The sequence below is a fragment of the Brucella oryzae genome, assembly GCF_041929965.1.
GTDB classification, from domain to species: Bacteria; Pseudomonadota; Alphaproteobacteria; order Rhizobiales; family Rhizobiaceae; genus Brucella; species Brucella oryzae.
Map to the genome: position 1 here is coordinate 37,992 of NZ_JBHEEO010000014.1, position 17,142 is coordinate 55,133.

A 17,142-nucleotide genomic window follows, 5' to 3' on the forward strand; every position below is an offset into this window, starting at 1 on the left:
GTGAGACGGTTTTCGGATAAGATGCACGTCAGAAAACAGTTAGAGCGCAGATCTGGTTCAATCAGATCGAAACGCGCTCTAGTGGATTGAATTTGACGCTTGATACCCGTCCGATATTAATCCTGTTTCAAACGTCAAATTCGAAAAACCCGCTAGATTCATAAAGTTACTAGTTTTTTTGATTCCGACATTTGCTCGGTGCTCATATCCGGGGGAATGCAAATGTCGGAATCAGGCCGCTAGTGTTGCGCCGTGTTGGAAAACAGATTGAGCACAATGACACCAGCAATGATCAATCCCATGCCGAGCACTGCGGCCAGGTCGAGTTTCTGACCGAACAGTAGCCAGCCGATCAGAGCGACAAGTGTGACGCCGATCCCCGACCAAACTGCATAGGCGACACCGACGGGAATGCTCTTCAGCGTCATCGATAGAAAATAGAAGGCCAGACCGTAAGCAATCACGACAATCAGAGACGGTCCAAGCCGCGTGAAACCTTCCGACGCCTTGAGGCTGAGGGTTCCGATGACTTCGGACACGATGGCGATAGCGAGGAAAGCATAAACCGGCATGTCGCGCCTATAAGATGGAGCTGAGAAAACGAATCATTTGATCGCCATAGTAGCATCGCATGAAAAATCCGGCGGGAGACCCGCCGGATAAGACGTTGCAAATCTGGAAAACGACTTGCCGTATTTTTATAAGAATTAACGCAGACGCTTTGGACGTGCTTCAACCAGTTCGCCAGCCAGACGGCGATCAAGATACTCGGCGCAATCCTCGATGAGTTCGTCGCCCTGACCGGTGAAGAAGTGGTTCGCACCCGAAATCGTGTTCTGGGTGATCGTGATGCCTTTCTGGGTCTTCAGCTTGTCGACCAGAGCCTGCACATCCTTCGGCGGTGCAACCTTGTCCTGATCGCCATGGATGATGAGGCCCGACGAAGGGCAGGGAGCCAGAAAGGAGAAATCATAGGTGTTCGGCTGCGGCGCAATAGAAATAAAGCCTTCGATTTCCGGGCGACGCATCAGCAATTGCATGCCGATCCATGAACCGAACGAGTAGCCGGCGACCCAGCACGTCTTGGAATCCGGATGAAGTGCCTGCACCCAGTCGAGTGCGCTTGCAGCATCCGACAATTCGCCTGCGCCATGGTCGAATTCGCCCTGGCTGCGGCCGATGCCGCGAAAATTGAAGCGCAACGTGGTGAAACCGCGCTGCTGGAACATGTAGAAAAGATCATAAACGATCTTGTTGTTCATCGTCCCACCGAACTGCGGATGCGGATGAAGGATAAGCGCGATCGGAGCATTCTTTTCTTTGGAAGGCTGATAGCGACCTTCGAGGCGTCCGGCAGGGCCGTTGAAAATGACTTCTGGCATGTGTACTCCGCTCGTAACGGGAAGACCGGACTTGGGCGGCGAAACTTGACGTCGTTGGACGCCGCTTCTAGAACCGGTTTGAAATTTCGACAGACTGAAAGCGAGTTTCAGTTCCTATGGGGGCTTAATAGGCTTTTCTTGATTGAAAATTCAAGAAAATTGCGCTTCCAGAATTTTGTTTAGGAGATAGGTACGGTGAACGGGAGCGGCAAGAGGCTCTATCTGGATTATAATGCCAGTGCTCCGTTGCTCGATGAGGCACGGGATGCAGTCATCAATGCGCTCGCCATCACCGGCAATCCATCCTCCGTGCATCGCGAAGGCCGTGCCGCGCGCGCCCTCGTTGAAGCGGCGCGTCGCGGCGTTGCAGCGCTCGTTAATGCCAGACCGGATCATGTTTTCTTCACATCGGGAGCAACGGAAGCCGCTTCGACGCTGCTGACCCCTCACTACATGATGGGGCGTTCACCGGTTCGCCTGTCGCACCTCTACGTAGGCGACACAGAACATCCATGCATGTTGTCTGGCGGTCAGTTTGCTGCGCAGGAGGTCACCGTCCTGCCGGTTGATGCAAACGGCATCATAGAACTTGATGCCCTGAAAACATCTCTCGTCGGTCACGACAAAAGCCAGGGGCTGCCGCTTGTGGCAATACAGGCTGCCAATAATGAAACCGGCATCATCCAGCCAATTGCGGAGATTGCCGCTATCGTCAAGGCCGCTGGCGGCATTTATATCGTCGATGCGGTACAGGCTGCAGGGCGCATTAAATTAGATATTTCAGATAATTGCGGAGATTATCTCATAATTTCCTCGCACAAGATTGGCGGGCCGAAAGGTGTTGGCGCAATTATCGCCGTTTCCGATCTCATGATGCCGCGCGCGCTCGTTCGCGGAGGCGGTCAGGAGAAGGGACATCGGGCGGGAACCGAGGCTTTGCCGCTGATTGCAGGTTTTGGTGTTGCGGCTGATATTGCCAAAGCGCGGCTGGACGGCGAAGGCTGGTCCCCGGCGATGCGGGACAGGCTTGAAACAGGGTTGAAGGCGATCGCCCCGGATGTGCTGATCTACGGACAAGCGGTCGCCAGGCTGCCGAACACGACGTTCTTTTCCCTTGATGAGCAAAAGGCCGAAACCGTGCAGATCGCCTTTGATCTCGGCGGTATTGCGCTGTCGGCGGGATCGGCCTGCTCGTCGGGAAAAGTCGGCCCCAGCCATGTGCTGTCGGCCATGGGGCATGGAGATAGTCTCGGAGCGATCCGTGTGTCGCTTGAGCCAACAGCAACGCCTGATCAAGTCGAGGCGTTTCTCGACGTGTTCCGCAAAATTATCGAGCGCCGCGCCAGGAAGGTGTGACAGTAGTTCAAAAATCGAGGCCGAGCTTCTGCTTCGCGGCGGCGATATAGCCCTCGTAGCGCGTTTTGAACTCTTCCCGCTTGGCAATATCGGCGGCGATATCATCGGAAGCGCTGGCATTTGAAATATTGAACTTGTCGTGGGCATCCTGAAAAAATTTCAGCTGCTCAATGGTGCGACCCTCGTCATTCACCTGCTGTTCGAGAAACTTTACATAGTCCTGCAGATTTTGGGTGCTCATCGTGGTCTCCCTTCCTTTGTCTATCTATGTTCCTACATGCGCAGGGCAAGGGCAGACATGATTCTGATCGACTGCTCGGTAATTCCAATTCTTTAAAGGAAATCAAGACGTCAAAGCCGGGATGTATCGCCTGCTATTACCGTTTCATCGGACTGTTTCATTAAGTTGATCGTTTTAATCGGCATTTTTAGGGGCAAATTTGAACCCGGTGCTTGAAATTCAGTTTAGAGAGGTTTTAAAGAAGGACCACGCACACTATATTGAGGCGGTATTGTTCAAGACATATCACCTTGACGTTTGCAACTGTCGGGCCTTGACCCCGACGAGGATGGAGAACGCCAATGCCTGCAGTGCAGGAGACCATTGATCAGGTCCGCGGCCTTGACGTGGACCAGTACAAGTACGGTTTCGAGACGACGATCGAAGCAGAGAAGGCTCCCAAGGGCCTGAACGAAGATATCATTCGCTTCATTTCCGCCAAGAAGAACGAGCCGGAATGGATGCTGGAATGGCGTCTGAAAGCCTATGAACGCTGGCTCACTATGGAAGAGCCGACATGGGCGCGTGTCGATTACCCGAAGATCGATTTCCAGGACGCATATTATTATGCGGCGCCGAAAAACCAGTCCGGCCCGAAATCGCTCGATGAAGTCGATCCAGAGCTGCTGAGGACCTACGAAAAGCTTGGCATTCCGCTACGCGAGCAGGAAATTCTGGCTGGCGTGCGCAAGCAGGGCGAGCCGAGCGAGATCGACGGCAATCCCTCCGATAATGTCTATGCCTCCGGTCGCGTGGCCGTCGATGCGGTGTTCGACAGCGTGTCGGTGGTAACGACGTTCAAGGAAGAACTGTCCAAGGCCGGCGTTATCTTCTGCTCGATTTCGGAAGCAATCCGCGAACATCCAGAACTGGTGCAGAAATATCTGGCGTCTGTCGTGCCTGTTTCGGACAACTATTATGCGACGCTCAATTCGGCTGTCTTCACGGATGGTTCGTTTGTCTATGTTCCGAAGGGTGTTCGTTGCCCGATGGAGCTTTCGACCTATTTCCGTATCAACGAGAAGAACACCGGCCAGTTCGAACGCACGCTCATCATCGCTGATGAAGGCGCTTATGTGTCCTATCTGGAAGGCTGCACCGCGCCGCAGCGCGATGAAAACCAGCTTCACGCGGCTGTCGTTGAGCTGATCGCGATGGAAAACGCCGAAATCAAATATTCGACGGTCCAGAACTGGTTCCCCGGTGACAAGGACGGCAAGGGCGGCATCTACAATTTCGTCACCAAGCGTGGCGATTGCCGCGGCGATAATTCCAAGATTTCGTGGACACAGGTTGAAACCGGCTCAGCGATCACCTGGAAATATCCGTCCTGCATTCTGCGTGGCGACAATTCGCGTGGCGAGTTCTATTCGATTGCGGTTTCGAATGGTCACCAGCAGATCGACTCGGGCACCAAGATGCTGCACCTCGGCAAAAACACGTCGAGCCGCATCATCTCCAAGGGCATCTCGGCGGGCAAGTCGAACAACACCTATCGCGGACAGGTTTCTGCCCATCGCAAGGCCGAAAATGCCCGTAACTTCACCCAGTGCGACTCGCTCCTGATCGGCAACGATTGCGGCGCGCATACGGTGCCGTATATCGAGGCGAAAAACGCCACGGCGCAGTTCGAGCACGAGGCAACCACCTCCAAGATTTCCGAAGACCAGCTGTTCTATGTGATGCAGCGCGGCATTCCGGAAGAGGAGGCCATCGCCCTCATCGTCAATGGCTTCGTGAAGGAAGTCATTCAGGAACTGCCGATGGAATTCGCCGTCGAAGCACAGAAGCTTATCGGCATTTCGCTTGAGGGCAGCGTCGGTTAACCGACGCGCTCCTTCCATCTCGCATCAGATTTTCTGGCCAGCCTTTTCCTGGCATTAGAACAAGGTTTACATTCATGCTTGAGATCAAGAACCTCCATGCAAAGATCGCCGACACGGATACCGAGATCATCCGTGGCCTGAACCTCACCGTGAACAAGGGTGAAGTGGCTGCGATCATGGGTCCGAACGGTTCGGGCAAGTCGACGCTTTCCTATATCCTCGCCGGTCGTGACGACTATGAAGTCACCGAAGGCGACATTCTCTATAATGGCGAGTCGATCCTAGAACTCGACCCGGCTGAACGCGCAGCCAAGGGCATCTTCCTCGCTTTCCAGTATCCGATGGAAATTCCGGGCGTTGCTACGATGGAATTCCTGAAGGTTGCGATGAACAGCCAGCGCAAGGCGCGCGGCGAGCCGGAACTGAAGATTCCGGAATTCATCAAGCGCGTGAAGGACGCCGCTGGCCAGCTCAGCATTGATATGAACATGCTCAAGCGCCCGCTCAATGTAGGATTCTCGGGCGGCGAAAAGAAGCGCGCTGAAATTCTTCAGATGCAGCTCCTGGAGCCAAGCCTCTGCGTGCTCGACGAAACCGACTCCGGCCTCGACATCGACGCGCTGAAGATTGTATCGGAAGGCGTGAATGCACTGCGTTCGCCAGATCGTGCTGTGATTGTCATCACGCACTATCAGCGTCTGCTCGAATACATCGTTCCCGATAGCGTGCATGTGCTTTACAAGGGCCAGGTCATCAAATCTGGCGACAAGAGCCTTGCACTGCATCTGGAAGAAAACGGTTATGCCGAAGTAATCGGCGAAGCAGCCTGAGGAGGATTGGATTATGAATATCCAGACCGCTCAGACCGCAAAGTCGCGGACGCCCGCTGAAACCGCGCTGATTGACAGTTTTGGCGATCTTATCGGCAATTTGTCCGGTAACGGTGATGTCGTTGTCGCACGCGATACGGCGCTTGAACTGCTCAAGACCAACGGGCTTCCATCCCGTCGCGTCGAAAGTTGGCATTACACGGATTTCCGCACGCTTTTGAAGGGTGTTGCGGCGTTCGATAGTGCTGCAGGTACGAAGCCGCTTGCGGCTTTTCTTGCCGGTTCCACCGTCCTTGCCGCCAGCAATGGCGTTGCGCTGGATGCCAAGGCGCCTGAAGGCGTGTCGGTGACGCCGGTGCGTGAAGCGCTGGCCGATGGCTCGCTGGCTCTCCAGCTCAAGACACGTGGTACGGATGATACAATCGGCCAGATCAACGCTGCCTATGTCAGCGATGGCTGGATGATTTCGATTGCCGACGGCACAGAGCTGGACGCGCCTCTCGAAATCCAGAATATCCAGAAGACTGGTCAGGGCCACACGCGCTTTCCGGTTCGCATTGGCTCGGATGTCAAGGCAACGATCATCGAGCGCCAGAACGGCGGCGAGGGCGATGCTTTCTCGACGTCGGTGAGCCATGTTTCGGTTGGCGACGGCGCAGAAGTCCTCTGGGTCATCTTGCGTGATTTCGGCCAGGCGACGCAGCTTTCGCAATTCAATGCGACGATTGGCAAGGGCTCCAAGCTCACGCTTTATATCGTCAATGCGGGCGGCAAGCTGGTTCGTCAGGAAGTGCACGTCAATGTGACGGGTGAAGATTCCGACTTCGAACTTCGCGGCCTCAATCTTCTGGCCGACGATACGCACACCGATATCACCATGACGGTCGGCCATCTGGTGGAAAACACCCGCTCGACCCAGATCATCCGTAATGTGGTCAAGGATCGTGCGCGTGGCGTTTTCCAGGGAATGATCCGTGTTGCGCAGATCGCCCAGAAGACCGATGCCCGCATGGCTTGCAACACGCTCTTGCTTTCGGATGACGGTGAGTTCGATGCCAAGCCGGAACTCGAAATCTTTGCCGATGACGTGGCCTGCGGTCACGGCGCAACGGTTACCGAGCTTTCCAAGGATTATCTGTTCTATCTGATGGCCCGTGGTATTCCGGAGAACGAGGCGCGCGGCCTGCTGATCAAGGCGTTCATCGCCGAGATTATCGAAGAGCTGGAAGACGAAGTGCTGGTTGAGGCACTGGAAGAAGTGTTGTCCAACTGGCTCGCCGTACATGCCTGACTGAGTCGGGCCTGACTGTGTTGGGCTTGATTGAATGAGACGGCGCGCAAAGGCGCGCTGTCCTTTCCTGCCGAACGGCAAAAGGTACGATTATGGACCAGAAGAATCCGCTTGTTGCGGCTTACGACGTGGAAGCCATCCGCCGGGATTTCCCGATCCTGTCACGCGAAGTACACGGCAAACCGCTTGTCTATCTTGACAATGGCGCTTCGGCGCAGAAGCCGCAAAGCGTCATCGATGCGGTGACGCATGCTTATTCCAGCGAATATGCGAATGTGCATCGTGGCCTGCATTTCCTTTCGAATGCCGCGACCGATGCCTATGAAAAGTCACGCGAGACGGTGCGGCGCTTTCTGAACGCCGGTTCGGTGGACGAAATCGTCTTCACGAAGAACGCGACCGAGGCGATCAACACGGTCGCCTATGGCTATGGCATGCCGAATATCGGCGAGGATGATGAAATCCTGCTGTCGATCATGGAACATCACTCCAACATCGTGCCATGGCATTTCATTCGCGAACGTCAAGGCGCGAAGCTGGTTTTCGCTCCGGTCGATGACGATGGCATCTTCCACATCGAGGAATTCGAGAAGCGTCTGACGGAGCGCACCAAGCTCGTCGCCATCACGCATATGTCGAATGCGCTCGGTACTGTTACGCCGATCAAGAAGATCGTAGAGCTTGCCCATGCGCGCGGTATTCCGGTGCTGGTTGACGGAAGTCAGGGTGCAGTGCATCTGCCCGTCGATATGCAGGATCTTGGCTGTGACTGGTATGTCTTTACCGGCCACAAGGTTTATGGACCATCCGGCATCGGTGTCCTTTATGGCCGCGCCGAAATGCTGGAAAAGATGCGCCCCTTCCAGGGTGGAGGCGAAATGATCGAGGAGGTGACGGAGGAAAACGTCACCTACAATCATCCGCCTCATCGTTTCGAAGCGGGCACGCCACCCATCGTTCAGGCGATCGGTCTAGGTGCGGCGCTTGAATATATGGAAAAGATCGGTCGTCATGCGATCCTCGCCCATGAGGAGGATCTGCGCGATTATGCCCATGAGCAGCTCGGTCGGATCAATTCATTGCGTATTTTCGGCAATGCGCCGGACAAGGGAGCCATCATCTCGTTTGCGCTTGAGGGGATTCATGCACATGACGTATCGATGGTGATTGACCGGGCAGGGGTTGCGGTCCGTGCCGGAACACATTGCGCGCAGCCGCTCTTGAAACGCTTCGGTGTTACCTCTACATGCCGTGCATCCTTTGCCCTGTACAATACCCGTGCTGAAGTGGATGCATTGGCGGAAGCCTTGGAAAAGGCAAGGAAGTTTTTCGGATGACCGATATGGAACAGAAAGTTCAGGACAAAGCCGATACCGCGCCTGGCGAGGGTGGAGAAAAGGCCGAAGGCAATTCGGTACTTTCCGCTTCTGCCATCCCGCAGGAGGACCTCCTGCGCATGACGGACGACATCATCGCCGCCTTGAAAACGGTCTATGACCCGGAGATTCCGGCAGATATCTATGAGCTCGGCCTCGTCTACAAGATCGACATAGAAGACGACCGTACCGTGAAAATCGAGATGACACTGACAGCTCCTGGCTGCCCGGTTGCAGGCGAAATGCCGGGCTGGGTCGAGAACGCAGTTAGTACGGTCGAGGGTGTTTCAATGGTGGAAGTCACGATGACATTCGATCCGCCATGGACGCCGGATCGTATGTCCGAAGAAGCTCAGGTGGCCGTCGGCTGGTATTGAAATCTGACCGAGATTAAAATTGCGGCTCTTCGGGCCGCATTTTTCATTGTCGGATGAAAAGAGCTGCCCGCAAGAAAGCGCCTCCAAAGTAAGGACTGGAATGCTCTAAAATCCGGTCGTCTTTGCATAATGCCGTGGCCGCTTCCCGCAAAAAGCCTGAATCAGCCCCACAATGCCTCCAAGTGCCATTGCGAGCGAAACAACAGCTTGTCCGCCTTTGAAGGGCAGAGCGCAAATCGAAACGATCAGCTTCCAAGCCCGACTGAGAATCTTGAGAGGCACTTGCTTGATCGCCTGTTCAGGGTTTTCGCTATATCGCAGCCCGAATTCTGTAGCATTGTGATCCCGACTCCGGCGGAAATGATACGAGAAGCTTATCCTGCAGCAAGGAACAGTTTCATAGACAATTGCGTTGGGAGCCCAGCCCGTTCTGGCACCGAGCGCCTTGGCCTTCAGCCAGAGATTCCAATCTTCTCCACCTGTCAGACCCAATTGCGAATCGAACCGCAAACCTGTTCGTCGAAAAAAATCGAGTTTTCCCATCCAGCTTCCGGTTGCTACCTTGATGGCGTCCGCACGATTCTCCTGCCAGAGTTTTCGCGTGCGGAGTTCAGCTCTGGCGCTGTTCTTTTCGACGCCTGACCATATTAACCTTTGCCACATATTCAGCTGAGCTTTGAAAAGCCGAGGTCTCACCGGCGAACCGACGATATCAAAATCCGAACGTTGTTGTTCTGCTAGTAATTGCTGCAGCCAATCCGGCTCCACCAGTTCGTCGTCATCGACAAAAACGAGAAAATCGGCTTCCGTCTGCTTGGCATATTCAAGGGCATGATTGCGAGCGCATGAAATGCCAATGCTCTTTTCGAGTGAATAATTTACGCGGCGTGGGCCAATCTTAGATCTGATTTCATGAAGCCAGTCATGTGAAGTGCTGACCAGATTATTCTCTATAATCAGAAACTCGACATCTACAGCGTCTGGAAAATCCAGGCCGGAAAGTGACTGGTAAAGGTTTACAAGCATTCTGGGGCGATTGCGCGTAACGGTCGCAATAATAATATTAAGTTTTGGCATCGTAAAATCTTCAATTAAATAATTTAGAAAAATAGATGAGGAAAAATACAGGAAACTACAAAAATAGACTAATATAATATTGGTTGTTCATTGGGTGGCGTCAAGAAAATTAAGCTGCCTGTAAGGCCATGGCAGCAGCCATGTCTGATATCTCTAGATAGGAAATACGTTAAAAGATGCCAGCATATCATGTGCCAGCTGGAAAAATGGTGCCCCCAGAGAGACTCGAACTCCCGACCCCCTGATTACAAATCAGGTGCTCTACCAACTGAGCTATAAGGGCACTTGCGCCCGATTAGCACAAATGCAGCGCGTGTAAAACGAAAATTCATCGCATGCAGGTCATGGCAACCGTGTTTTTCATGTGATAGCCAATAGCGGATTGGGGAAACAGTGGCAAACTTGTCGGAGTTGGGCCAGATTCGGGACTGTAAATATGGAAGATAAATCGCTCGCGCTTCATTTTCTGTCGTCGGGAACCGAAGAATCACTTGTTGCCCAAAAAGAGCTGGTGGCCCGCTACGGTCATGTGACTGCTGAAGATGCGGATATCATCGTCGCGCTTGGCGGCGATGGAACCATGCTGCAGGCGCTTCGCGACTTCATGAACAGCGGTACTCCGATCTATGGCATGAATCGCGGCTCTGTCGGCTTCCTTATGAACGAGTTCAGCGTGGAAGATTTGCCGGAACGTATTCTGGCTGCGCAGATGGAAACCATTCGTCCGCTGGTCATGGTTGCGGAGACTGAACTCGGGCAATCGTATGAGGCTTTGGCGATCAACGAAGTTTCCCTGTTCCGTCAGTCTTATCAGGCCGCCAAGATCAGGATAACCATTGACGGCAAGGTGCGACTGGATGAGCTAGTTTGCGATGGCGTCATGGTCGCAACGCCTGCGGGTTCCACGGCCTATAATCTTTCGGCGCAGGGTCCCATTCTGCCGCTCGAAGCGCCGCTTCTGGCGCTGACACCAGTAAGCCCGTTCCGTCCGCGCCGTTGGGGCGGGGCGCTTCTGCCGAAGCACGTGACCGTTCGCATGGATCTGCTGGAAACCGAAAAACGCCCGGTCAATGCGGTCGCGGACAATAACGAGGTCAAGTCGGTTAAATCTGTAACCGTGCGGGAAGCGCCGAACAGCCAGGTCGCCATCCTCTTCGACCGAAATCATTCCTGGGACGAGCGCATCCTGACGGAACAGTTCAGGCATTAGTTTCGGCGTATAAGTGGCGCGCAAATTCAGCGACACAAATGCTCTTTAGCTTTTGATAATTTGAGTAAATTTGTTCAAGTTCCGCATTGATTTCGATTGTTGCAGCACAATTGAAGCAATTTGATATCTTTCGATGGTATTTTAGTTGACTTTTGCACGCTGTGGACGTACGCGATGCTGCAAGAAAACGCATATTGCGTTGCAGACGCCTTATTCTGCCTTCGTTCCTGCGCCCGATGACGCGGCTGCAATGACAGGATGGGTGGAAATCATTTCCAAACCAGAGAGCTGCGCCTCCATTGACGACATTTGCCGAACTCGGTCTTTCCCCGAAAGTGCTCGCTGCTGTAGAAGCGGCGGGATATTCTGCGCCCACACCCATTCAGGCAGGAGCTATTCCGCCAGCTCTTGAACGCAAAGACGTGCTCGGCATTGCGCAGACGGGAACCGGAAAGACCGCGTCTTTCGTGCTTCCGATGCTCACGCTTCTGGAAAAAGGCCGGGCGAGGGCGCGCATGCCGCGTACGCTCATTCTGGAACCGACCCGTGAACTGGCAGCGCAGGTCGAGGAAAATTTCACAAAATATGGCGTCAATCACCGGCTGAACGTGGCCCTTCTGATCGGCGGTGTGTCGTTCGATGAACAGGAGCGCAAGCTGGAACGTGGTGCCGATGTTCTCATTGCCACGCCCGGTCGCCTGCTCGATCATTTCGAACGCGGCAAGCTGCTCCTGACTGGCGTTGAAATTCTCGTCATCGACGAGGCAGACCGTATGCTCGATATGGGGTTCATCCCCGACATTGAGCGTATCTGCAAGCTCATTCCGTTTACGCGTCAGACGCTTTTCTTCTCGGCCACCATGCCGCCGGAAATCACCAAGCTGACCGAACAGTTCCTGCATTCGCCAACGCGCATTGAAGTTGCAAAGGCTTCATCCACGGCCAAAACCGTGACCCAGCGCTTGGTAAAATCCAGCAAGAAGGATTGGGACAAGCGTGCTGTTCTGCGCGATCTCATCCGTGCGGAAGGCGATACGCTCAAGAACGCGATCATCTTCTGCAATCGCAAGAAGGACGTGTCCGAGCTTTTTCGCTCGCTGACCCGGCACGAATTCAACGCCGGTGCCTTGCATGGCGATATGGATCAGCGCGCGCGCATGACCATGCTGGCGAACTTCAAGGAAGGCAAACTGCAGCTGCTGGTGGCTTCCGATGTTGCTGCGCGCGGTCTCGACATTCCTGACGTGAGCCACGTTTTCAATTTCGACATTCCGATCCACTCGGAAGACTATGTTCATCGCATCGGTCGTACCGGTCGCGCAGGGCGTTCCGGCAAGGCATTCACGATCGTGACGCCTTCCGATACGAAATATCTGGCAGCCATCGAGAATATGATCGGCGAAAAGATCGAATGGCTCGACGGTGATCTGTCGACGCTGCCAGCCGCTGACGAGGCAGACGATCAGCGCAAGGGCAAGAATGCTCGTGGCAAAGGCAAGGATGCCAAGGGCAAGGACAAGCCGAAAGAGAAAGCAAAGGCGAAGTCTGCCGAAGTTCTCGATCCTGCCGAACAGCCGCAGCCAGTCATCGAAGCCAGCGAGCGCCGCGATGCGATCCGCGCTTCCAATGACGAGCGCCGGGGCAAGCCGCAGCATGAGCAGAAACGCCGTCGTGATCGTGACGATGACGGCCCGACGCCTGTTGGTTTTGGCAACGATATTCCAGCCTTCATGTTGATTCCGACGGGAATCTGACTGAAGCAGCAGGAAAATGGATCAATCGGCTGCGAAGCTAAGGCTTCGCAGTCGATTTCTTTTTGGGCTTGGTTTTTTCGCTCCGCAGGGCTGCATCATAGGCAAGGCGCGCCCAGTGCGTCATCACTTCCGGATCGTCGAAAGCTTCGCTTGGCACGCTCCAATAGGGCATGGCAATTGGATCCCCACCCTTACGACCTTCATAGGTCCACTGGGTCGCGCCGGAGTCGATGAATTCCGGAATGGTTATCTCGTCAGCTTTGAAGAGCAGCTCGTCGCGGACGACGAGTGCAAAGATCAATCCTTGATGATAAATGCCCTTACCACCGAACATTCGCCGGATGCTGATAGAGCCGAAGTCCTGCAGCAAATCGCGAAGAGCTTCGTCATCCATCGGCGAACACCTTGTCCTAGGTCAGGCCGCGCCCTGCATCTGGCGAAGGCTTTCGGGAGAGGCAGCTTTAATCTCGACAGATTCACCGCAACCGCAGGCAGATGTCTGGTTTGGATTGTTGAAGACAAAACCCGTGCGCAGCGTGGTCACTTCGAAATCCATCTGGGTGCCAAGCAGGAACAGAACAGCTTCAGGCGCGATGAAAACCTTTGCGCCGTCATTCTCGACTACATCGTCACCAGCTTTGGCCTCGGTCACGAGATCGATGGTGTATTCCATCCCGGCGCAGCCGCCTTTTTTCACGCCCACCCGGATACCAAGAGCGCCATCCCGAGATGCGATGATCTCGCGAACGCGATCAGCTGCTTTATCAGTTAGCGTCATGACTGCGAAACGGCCCATTTTCTCTCTTCCGGTATCGTGCTGGCATATGAACGGAGAATCGTTCAATCATATCGCAGCAGGCTGAGTTTCCTCTGCGTCTGCCACGTTTTCACTATAGTTAGTGTTGTAACATCATTACTGCAATACACCAAATCGGGAGCGCCGCTGAAGCGTTCCGCAATAAGTTTGCTAGGAAGAGGAGAAGCGAATGTCGAATGACCGGATGAAACCTCTGATGCTGGCTGCTGTGATCGGCCTTATGGGCACAGGGCTGACAGGCTTTTCGGTTGAAGCTACCCTGGCACAAAATCCGCCGAAGGCCGCACCCGAAGAAACGCCCAGAAATGTTGAGGAGAAGCACGATAAAGCTGCCAAGCCGGTTGAGGAAACCAAACCTTCCGAGCAGACGCAGGATGCGGCTGGTGGCGTAATTGTCCCCGATTATCGCGATGATCGTTCCACACCACAGGCCCTGATCGAATCCTATTACAATGCGATCAACCGCAAGGAATATACCCGAGCCTACGGCTATTATTCCGAGGAGGGGCGGGAGCCTGATTTCAAAACCTTCGTCAAGGGCTATGAAAATACCAAAAGCGTCAAAGTTGCGCTGCGTAAGACAGATCCTGATCCCGGTGCCGGACAAATTTATTGGAGCCAGCCTCTGGCCATCGAGGCCGAAACCAACGACGGCAAGAAGGAAGTCTTTACGGGGTGTTATACGATTCACCTCACAAATCCGGCTATGCAGGAAGAGCCGCCGTTCAAACCGATGCAGATCATGACGGGCTCTTTGACGAAATCTCCTCTGGAACTTGAAAAGAGCGTGCCGGAGACCTGCGAAGCGCCATAAGAAAACCGTTTGAAAATAGCGCTTGACCTTACCACGGTGGAACGCTGCACTTTGTGGTCATTCCTGAAGGAGTGACTGAGCTTATGAAATTTTCCATTCCCACGATGAAATGCGACGGTTATGCCGATAACATTACCGTCGCGCTGCGGAAGCTTGATGTAACTGCGCCCATCGAAATCAATCTCGACAGCAAAGCGATCGAGTTTGATACCAACCTTCCACATGATGCGGTGCTTTCTATGCTGGCGACAGCTGGCTATCCGGCATCAAACGCTCAATAATGTGATCTTATGGCACTTGCAGCGGTGCATTCTCAAAGCTAGTTGGCCGGAAACCGACGACGTGTTTCAGTGAGCATGAATACCGCAAATGCTGTGTTTCATTGACTGGGCTCGCGATTTTTGCCACATCAACGGCAAATCTCGTTTATGGTGTCCCGGCAGCGAGAATTGGATTTGAGCGTGTAATAGGACGACGCGGATCAATCTTTGCTGCAGGCGCTGATGGCATGAAATATCGCATTCCGCGACAAGGAAGGGTTTAGGGCTATGGCAGCCGATTTCCAGGAACTTCGCACGAAGATGGTCGACAACCAGATCCGTACAACGGACGTAACCGATCTGGCGGTTATAGATGCTTTCCTGGCCGTCCCGCGCGAGGCTTTCGTGCCCGCCGCCCGTCAGGTGCTTGCCTATATCGATGAAGATCAGCTTCTTGAAAGCGAAAGCAAGCAGCCGCGCTATCTCATGGAGCCTTCGCCTTTCGCCAAGCTCGTACAGCTCGCTCGCGTTAAGAACACAGACGTGGTTCTCGATGTCGGTTGCGGTACCGGCTATTCGGCAGCCATTCTTTCCAAGCTGGCAGGCTCGGTCATCGGCCTGGAAAGTGATTCCTTATTATCCGCGGCTGCGACCGCCCGTCTCGCTGAATTAAGCTATGACAATGTTGTGATTGTTTCAGGCGAACTGCAGGCAGGCTATCCATCCGAAGCACCTTATGACGTGATTGTTATCGAAGGTGCGGTCGATTTTGTTCCTGATGCGTTGCTTAGCCAGTTGAGGGATGGCGGACGGCTCGTCGCCGTCGAAGGTCGCGGAAATGCGGGAGTTGCACGGATTTACGTTAAAGAGAATGGTGTTGCATCGGGACGCGGTGTGTTCAACACTGCCGTTCGTCCGCTACCCGGATTCGAACGTGTTCCACAGTTCGAGTTTTAATTTTAGCGGATGATACAATTCTGCAACGCTGCGGAATTTGTTTGTGCAAGCTCTGGCGGGGGCAATGGAAATAACCGAATTTAGAGGTTATTAGGATTTGCCCGAACCGATCGGTTCGATAGTTGGATTCGTTTGTTCTTAAAATGAGGTACCCGGTGTTCAAAACGTGCAAAGGACTGGTAGCGGCCGCAGCATTGTTGTCTGGCACCATTTTAACGGGGCAGGCGGCGTTTTCGGAGACGTTAACCGGCGCTCTCGTGAAGGCCTACAAGAACAATGCTAACCTGAACTACTCCCGTGCGGGGGTCCGTGTGACGGATGAAGGCGTGGCCATTGCCAAGTCCGGTTATCGTCCTCAGATCACCGGCTCTTATAATGTAGGGCATGGCAAGACGCCGACAAGTCGGGGATATCGTACGACAGGCACATTCGGCATTGAGCTGAATCAAATGCTGTTCGATGGGTTTCAGACCAAGAACAACGTTGCCGCAGCAGAAACACAGGTCTTCGCCCAGCGTGAAAACCTCCGCAACGAAGAGCAGAACCGACTCTTCGAGGCGGTAACTGCCTATATGGATGTCTATCAAACGCGTCAGATTGCAACCCTGCGTGAACGTAACCTTGCAGCCCTGAACGAACAGGTTCGTGCTGCTCGCGCTCGCCTCGATGTGGGTGAAGGGACGCGCACGGACGTTGCCCAGGCGGATGCCAGCCGTTCAACAGCTGTTGCCGCGCTGAACGCTGCTCGTGCAGATGTCAAATCGGCAGAAGCAACCTATGTGCAGGTGATCGGCGTTCAGCCGGATAAGCTTGCGACTGCAGCGGCAGCAAGAAACCTGCCGAGCTCGCCTAATCAAGCCTTCTCCGTTGCGGCGGCCGGACATCCAGGCATTCTGGCCACGCAGTACGCCGTTAATGCCGCTGGATATAATGTGAAGGCTAAAGAGGGCGCTTTGCTTCCTTCCGTCGGTCTCACAGCAAGTGCCAGCCGTCTCGATACTTATTCCGGCGACGGTGGTTCGCAGACAGACGGTAACTCGGCTTCCATCGGCGTCGGCGTCAGCATTCCGATCTATACTGGTGGTCGCAATTCGGCTCAGGTTCGTCAGTCCAAGGAACAGCTCGGCCAGGCACGCATCGAAGTCGACGTCGTCCGTGATCAGGTTCGTCAGGCAATCGGCTCTGCATGGTCGCAGCTTGAAGCCGCTCGTGCGTCGGTCAAGGCAAACCGTGACGGTATTTCTGCTGCACAGCTTGCTCTCGATGGCGTCATCGAAGAGCGCAAGGTTGGACAGCGCACAACGCTCGACGTTTTGAATGCCCAGAACGATCTCATCACGGCGCAGATCGCTCTGGTTGAATCCGAACGTAACGTCGTTGTTGCCAGCTACGCTCTCTTGATGTCAACTGGCCGCATGACCGCCAGCCAGATGGGCTTGCAGGTTGCCGAGTACAAGCCGGAAGAGCATTACAAGGCTGTCAAGGACAAGTGGTTCGGCCTGCGCACGCCGGACGGTCGTTGATTGTTCGTCATT

General features: G+C 54.2%; 18 protein-coding genes and 1 tRNA gene. 12 read left to right on the top strand and 7 right to left on the bottom strand.

Translation table 11 applies throughout. The annotated features are described in order from the left end of the window. Nucleotides 1-239 precede the first annotated feature (239 nt). Nucleotides 240-572 carry a DMT family transporter gene (locus JNC70_RS15045; protein WP_104757255.1) on the bottom strand — a complete coding sequence of 111 codons (333 nt, stop codon included), beginning with the start codon at nt 570-572 and terminating at the stop codon, nt 240-242. A gap of 135 nt (nt 573-707) precedes the next feature. Then, nucleotides 708-1,382, bottom strand: coding sequence for an alpha/beta hydrolase (locus tag JNC70_RS15050; RefSeq protein WP_104757254.1), 675 nt, complete (start codon nt 1,380-1,382; stop codon nt 708-710). Between the two features lie 195 nt (nt 1,383-1,577). Between JNC70_RS15050 and JNC70_RS15055 the strand changes: the two genes are divergently transcribed. Then, nucleotides 1,578-2,738 (top strand): cysteine desulfurase family protein, encoded by a 1,161-nt coding sequence (locus JNC70_RS15055; RefSeq protein ID WP_104757253.1) that lies wholly within the window; start codon nt 1,578-1,580, stop codon nt 2,736-2,738. A gap of 7 nt (nt 2,739-2,745) precedes the next feature. Here JNC70_RS15055 and JNC70_RS15060 read toward each other — a convergent pair whose 3' ends face one another. Continuing rightward, nucleotides 2,746-2,979 carry a hypothetical protein gene (locus tag JNC70_RS15060; RefSeq protein WP_104757252.1) on the bottom strand — a complete coding sequence of 78 codons (234 nt, stop codon included), beginning with the start codon at nt 2,977-2,979 and terminating at the stop codon, nt 2,746-2,748. A 341-nt stretch (nt 2,980-3,320) separates the two neighbouring features. Between JNC70_RS15060 and sufB the strand changes: the two genes are divergently transcribed. The 5 genes from sufB to JNC70_RS15085 all read left to right on the top strand — a co-directional run bounded on the left by sufB (nt 3,321) and on the right by JNC70_RS15085 (nt 8,718). Further along, nucleotides 3,321-4,844: a Fe-S cluster assembly protein SufB gene (gene sufB / locus JNC70_RS15065; RefSeq protein ID WP_104757251.1), complete on the top strand. Its 1,524-nt coding sequence runs from the start codon at nt 3,321-3,323 to the stop codon at nt 4,842-4,844. A gap of 74 nt (nt 4,845-4,918) precedes the next feature. Next, nucleotides 4,919-5,674, top strand: a complete 756-nt coding sequence (gene sufC, locus JNC70_RS15070; protein ID WP_104757250.1) for a Fe-S cluster assembly ATPase SufC — start codon at nt 4,919-4,921, stop codon at nt 5,672-5,674. 13 nt (nt 5,675-5,687) lie between these two features. Continuing rightward, entirely contained in the window at nt 5,688-6,965 is a 1,278-nt protein-coding gene (sufD, locus tag JNC70_RS15075; RefSeq protein ID WP_104757249.1) for a Fe-S cluster assembly protein SufD, read from the top strand. Nucleotides 6,966-7,057: 92 nt separating this feature from the next. After that, nucleotides 7,058-8,302 carry a cysteine desulfurase gene (locus tag JNC70_RS15080; RefSeq protein ID WP_104757248.1) on the top strand — a complete coding sequence of 415 codons (1,245 nt, stop codon included), beginning with the start codon at nt 7,058-7,060 and terminating at the stop codon, nt 8,300-8,302. Continuing rightward, on the top strand, nt 8,299-8,718 hold the full coding sequence (locus JNC70_RS15085; RefSeq protein WP_104757247.1) for an SUF system Fe-S cluster assembly protein: 420 nt from the start codon (nt 8,299-8,301) through the stop codon (nt 8,716-8,718). The genes JNC70_RS15080 and JNC70_RS15085 overlap by 4 nt, the downstream gene beginning before the upstream one ends. 105 nt (nt 8,719-8,823) lie before the next feature. On the opposite strand, the gene JNC70_RS15090 is transcribed toward JNC70_RS15085, so the two are convergent. Further along, nucleotides 8,824-9,795 (bottom strand): glycosyltransferase family 2 protein, encoded by a 972-nt coding sequence (locus tag JNC70_RS15090; RefSeq protein ID WP_104757246.1) that lies wholly within the window; start codon nt 9,793-9,795, stop codon nt 8,824-8,826. Nucleotides 9,796-10,002: 207 nt separating this feature from the next. Beyond that, a tRNA-Thr gene (locus JNC70_RS15095) sits at nt 10,003-10,078 on the bottom strand. 153 nt (nt 10,079-10,231) lie between these two features. Here JNC70_RS15095 and JNC70_RS15100 point away from each other — a divergent pair. Beyond that, nucleotides 10,232-11,005 (top strand): NAD kinase, encoded by a 774-nt coding sequence (locus JNC70_RS15100; protein WP_104757245.1) that lies wholly within the window; start codon nt 10,232-10,234, stop codon nt 11,003-11,005. A 299-nt stretch (nt 11,006-11,304) separates the two neighbouring features. After that, complete coding sequence (locus JNC70_RS15105; protein WP_104757244.1) at nt 11,305-12,759, top strand: DEAD/DEAH box helicase; 1,455 nt, start codon at nt 11,305-11,307, stop codon at nt 12,757-12,759. A gap of 37 nt (nt 12,760-12,796) precedes the next feature. On the opposite strand, the gene JNC70_RS15110 is transcribed toward JNC70_RS15105, so the two are convergent. Continuing rightward, the gene (locus JNC70_RS15110) at nt 12,797-13,153 is read right to left on the bottom strand and encodes a TfoX/Sxy family protein (protein ID WP_104757243.1); all 357 of its coding nucleotides are present in this window, start codon (nt 13,151-13,153) and stop codon (nt 12,797-12,799) included. 21 nt (nt 13,154-13,174) lie between these two features. Further along, a complete protein-coding gene (gene sufA / locus JNC70_RS15115) occupies nt 13,175-13,555 on the bottom strand; it encodes a Fe-S cluster assembly scaffold SufA (RefSeq protein ID WP_104757242.1) in 381 nt (126 codons plus the stop codon). Between the two features lie 190 nt (nt 13,556-13,745). Between sufA and JNC70_RS15120 the strand changes: the two genes are divergently transcribed. From JNC70_RS15120 to JNC70_RS15135, 4 genes are all read left to right on the top strand, one after another. Beyond that, the gene (locus tag JNC70_RS15120; protein ID WP_104757241.1) at nt 13,746-14,390 is read left to right on the top strand and encodes a hypothetical protein; all 645 of its coding nucleotides are present in this window, start codon (nt 13,746-13,748) and stop codon (nt 14,388-14,390) included. A gap of 83 nt (nt 14,391-14,473) precedes the next feature. Continuing rightward, nucleotides 14,474-14,671, top strand: a complete 198-nt coding sequence (locus tag JNC70_RS15125) for a heavy-metal-associated domain-containing protein (RefSeq protein ID WP_104757240.1) — start codon at nt 14,474-14,476, stop codon at nt 14,669-14,671. 267 nt (nt 14,672-14,938) lie between these two features. Next, nucleotides 14,939-15,607 carry a protein-L-isoaspartate O-methyltransferase family protein gene (locus JNC70_RS15130; protein ID WP_104757239.1) on the top strand — a complete coding sequence of 223 codons (669 nt, stop codon included), beginning with the start codon at nt 14,939-14,941 and terminating at the stop codon, nt 15,605-15,607. 143 nt (nt 15,608-15,750) lie between these two features. Beyond that, nucleotides 15,751-17,130: a TolC family outer membrane protein gene (locus JNC70_RS15135; RefSeq protein ID WP_104757238.1), complete on the top strand. Its 1,380-nt coding sequence runs from the start codon at nt 15,751-15,753 to the stop codon at nt 17,128-17,130. Nucleotides 17,131-17,142: the final 12 nt, after the last annotated feature.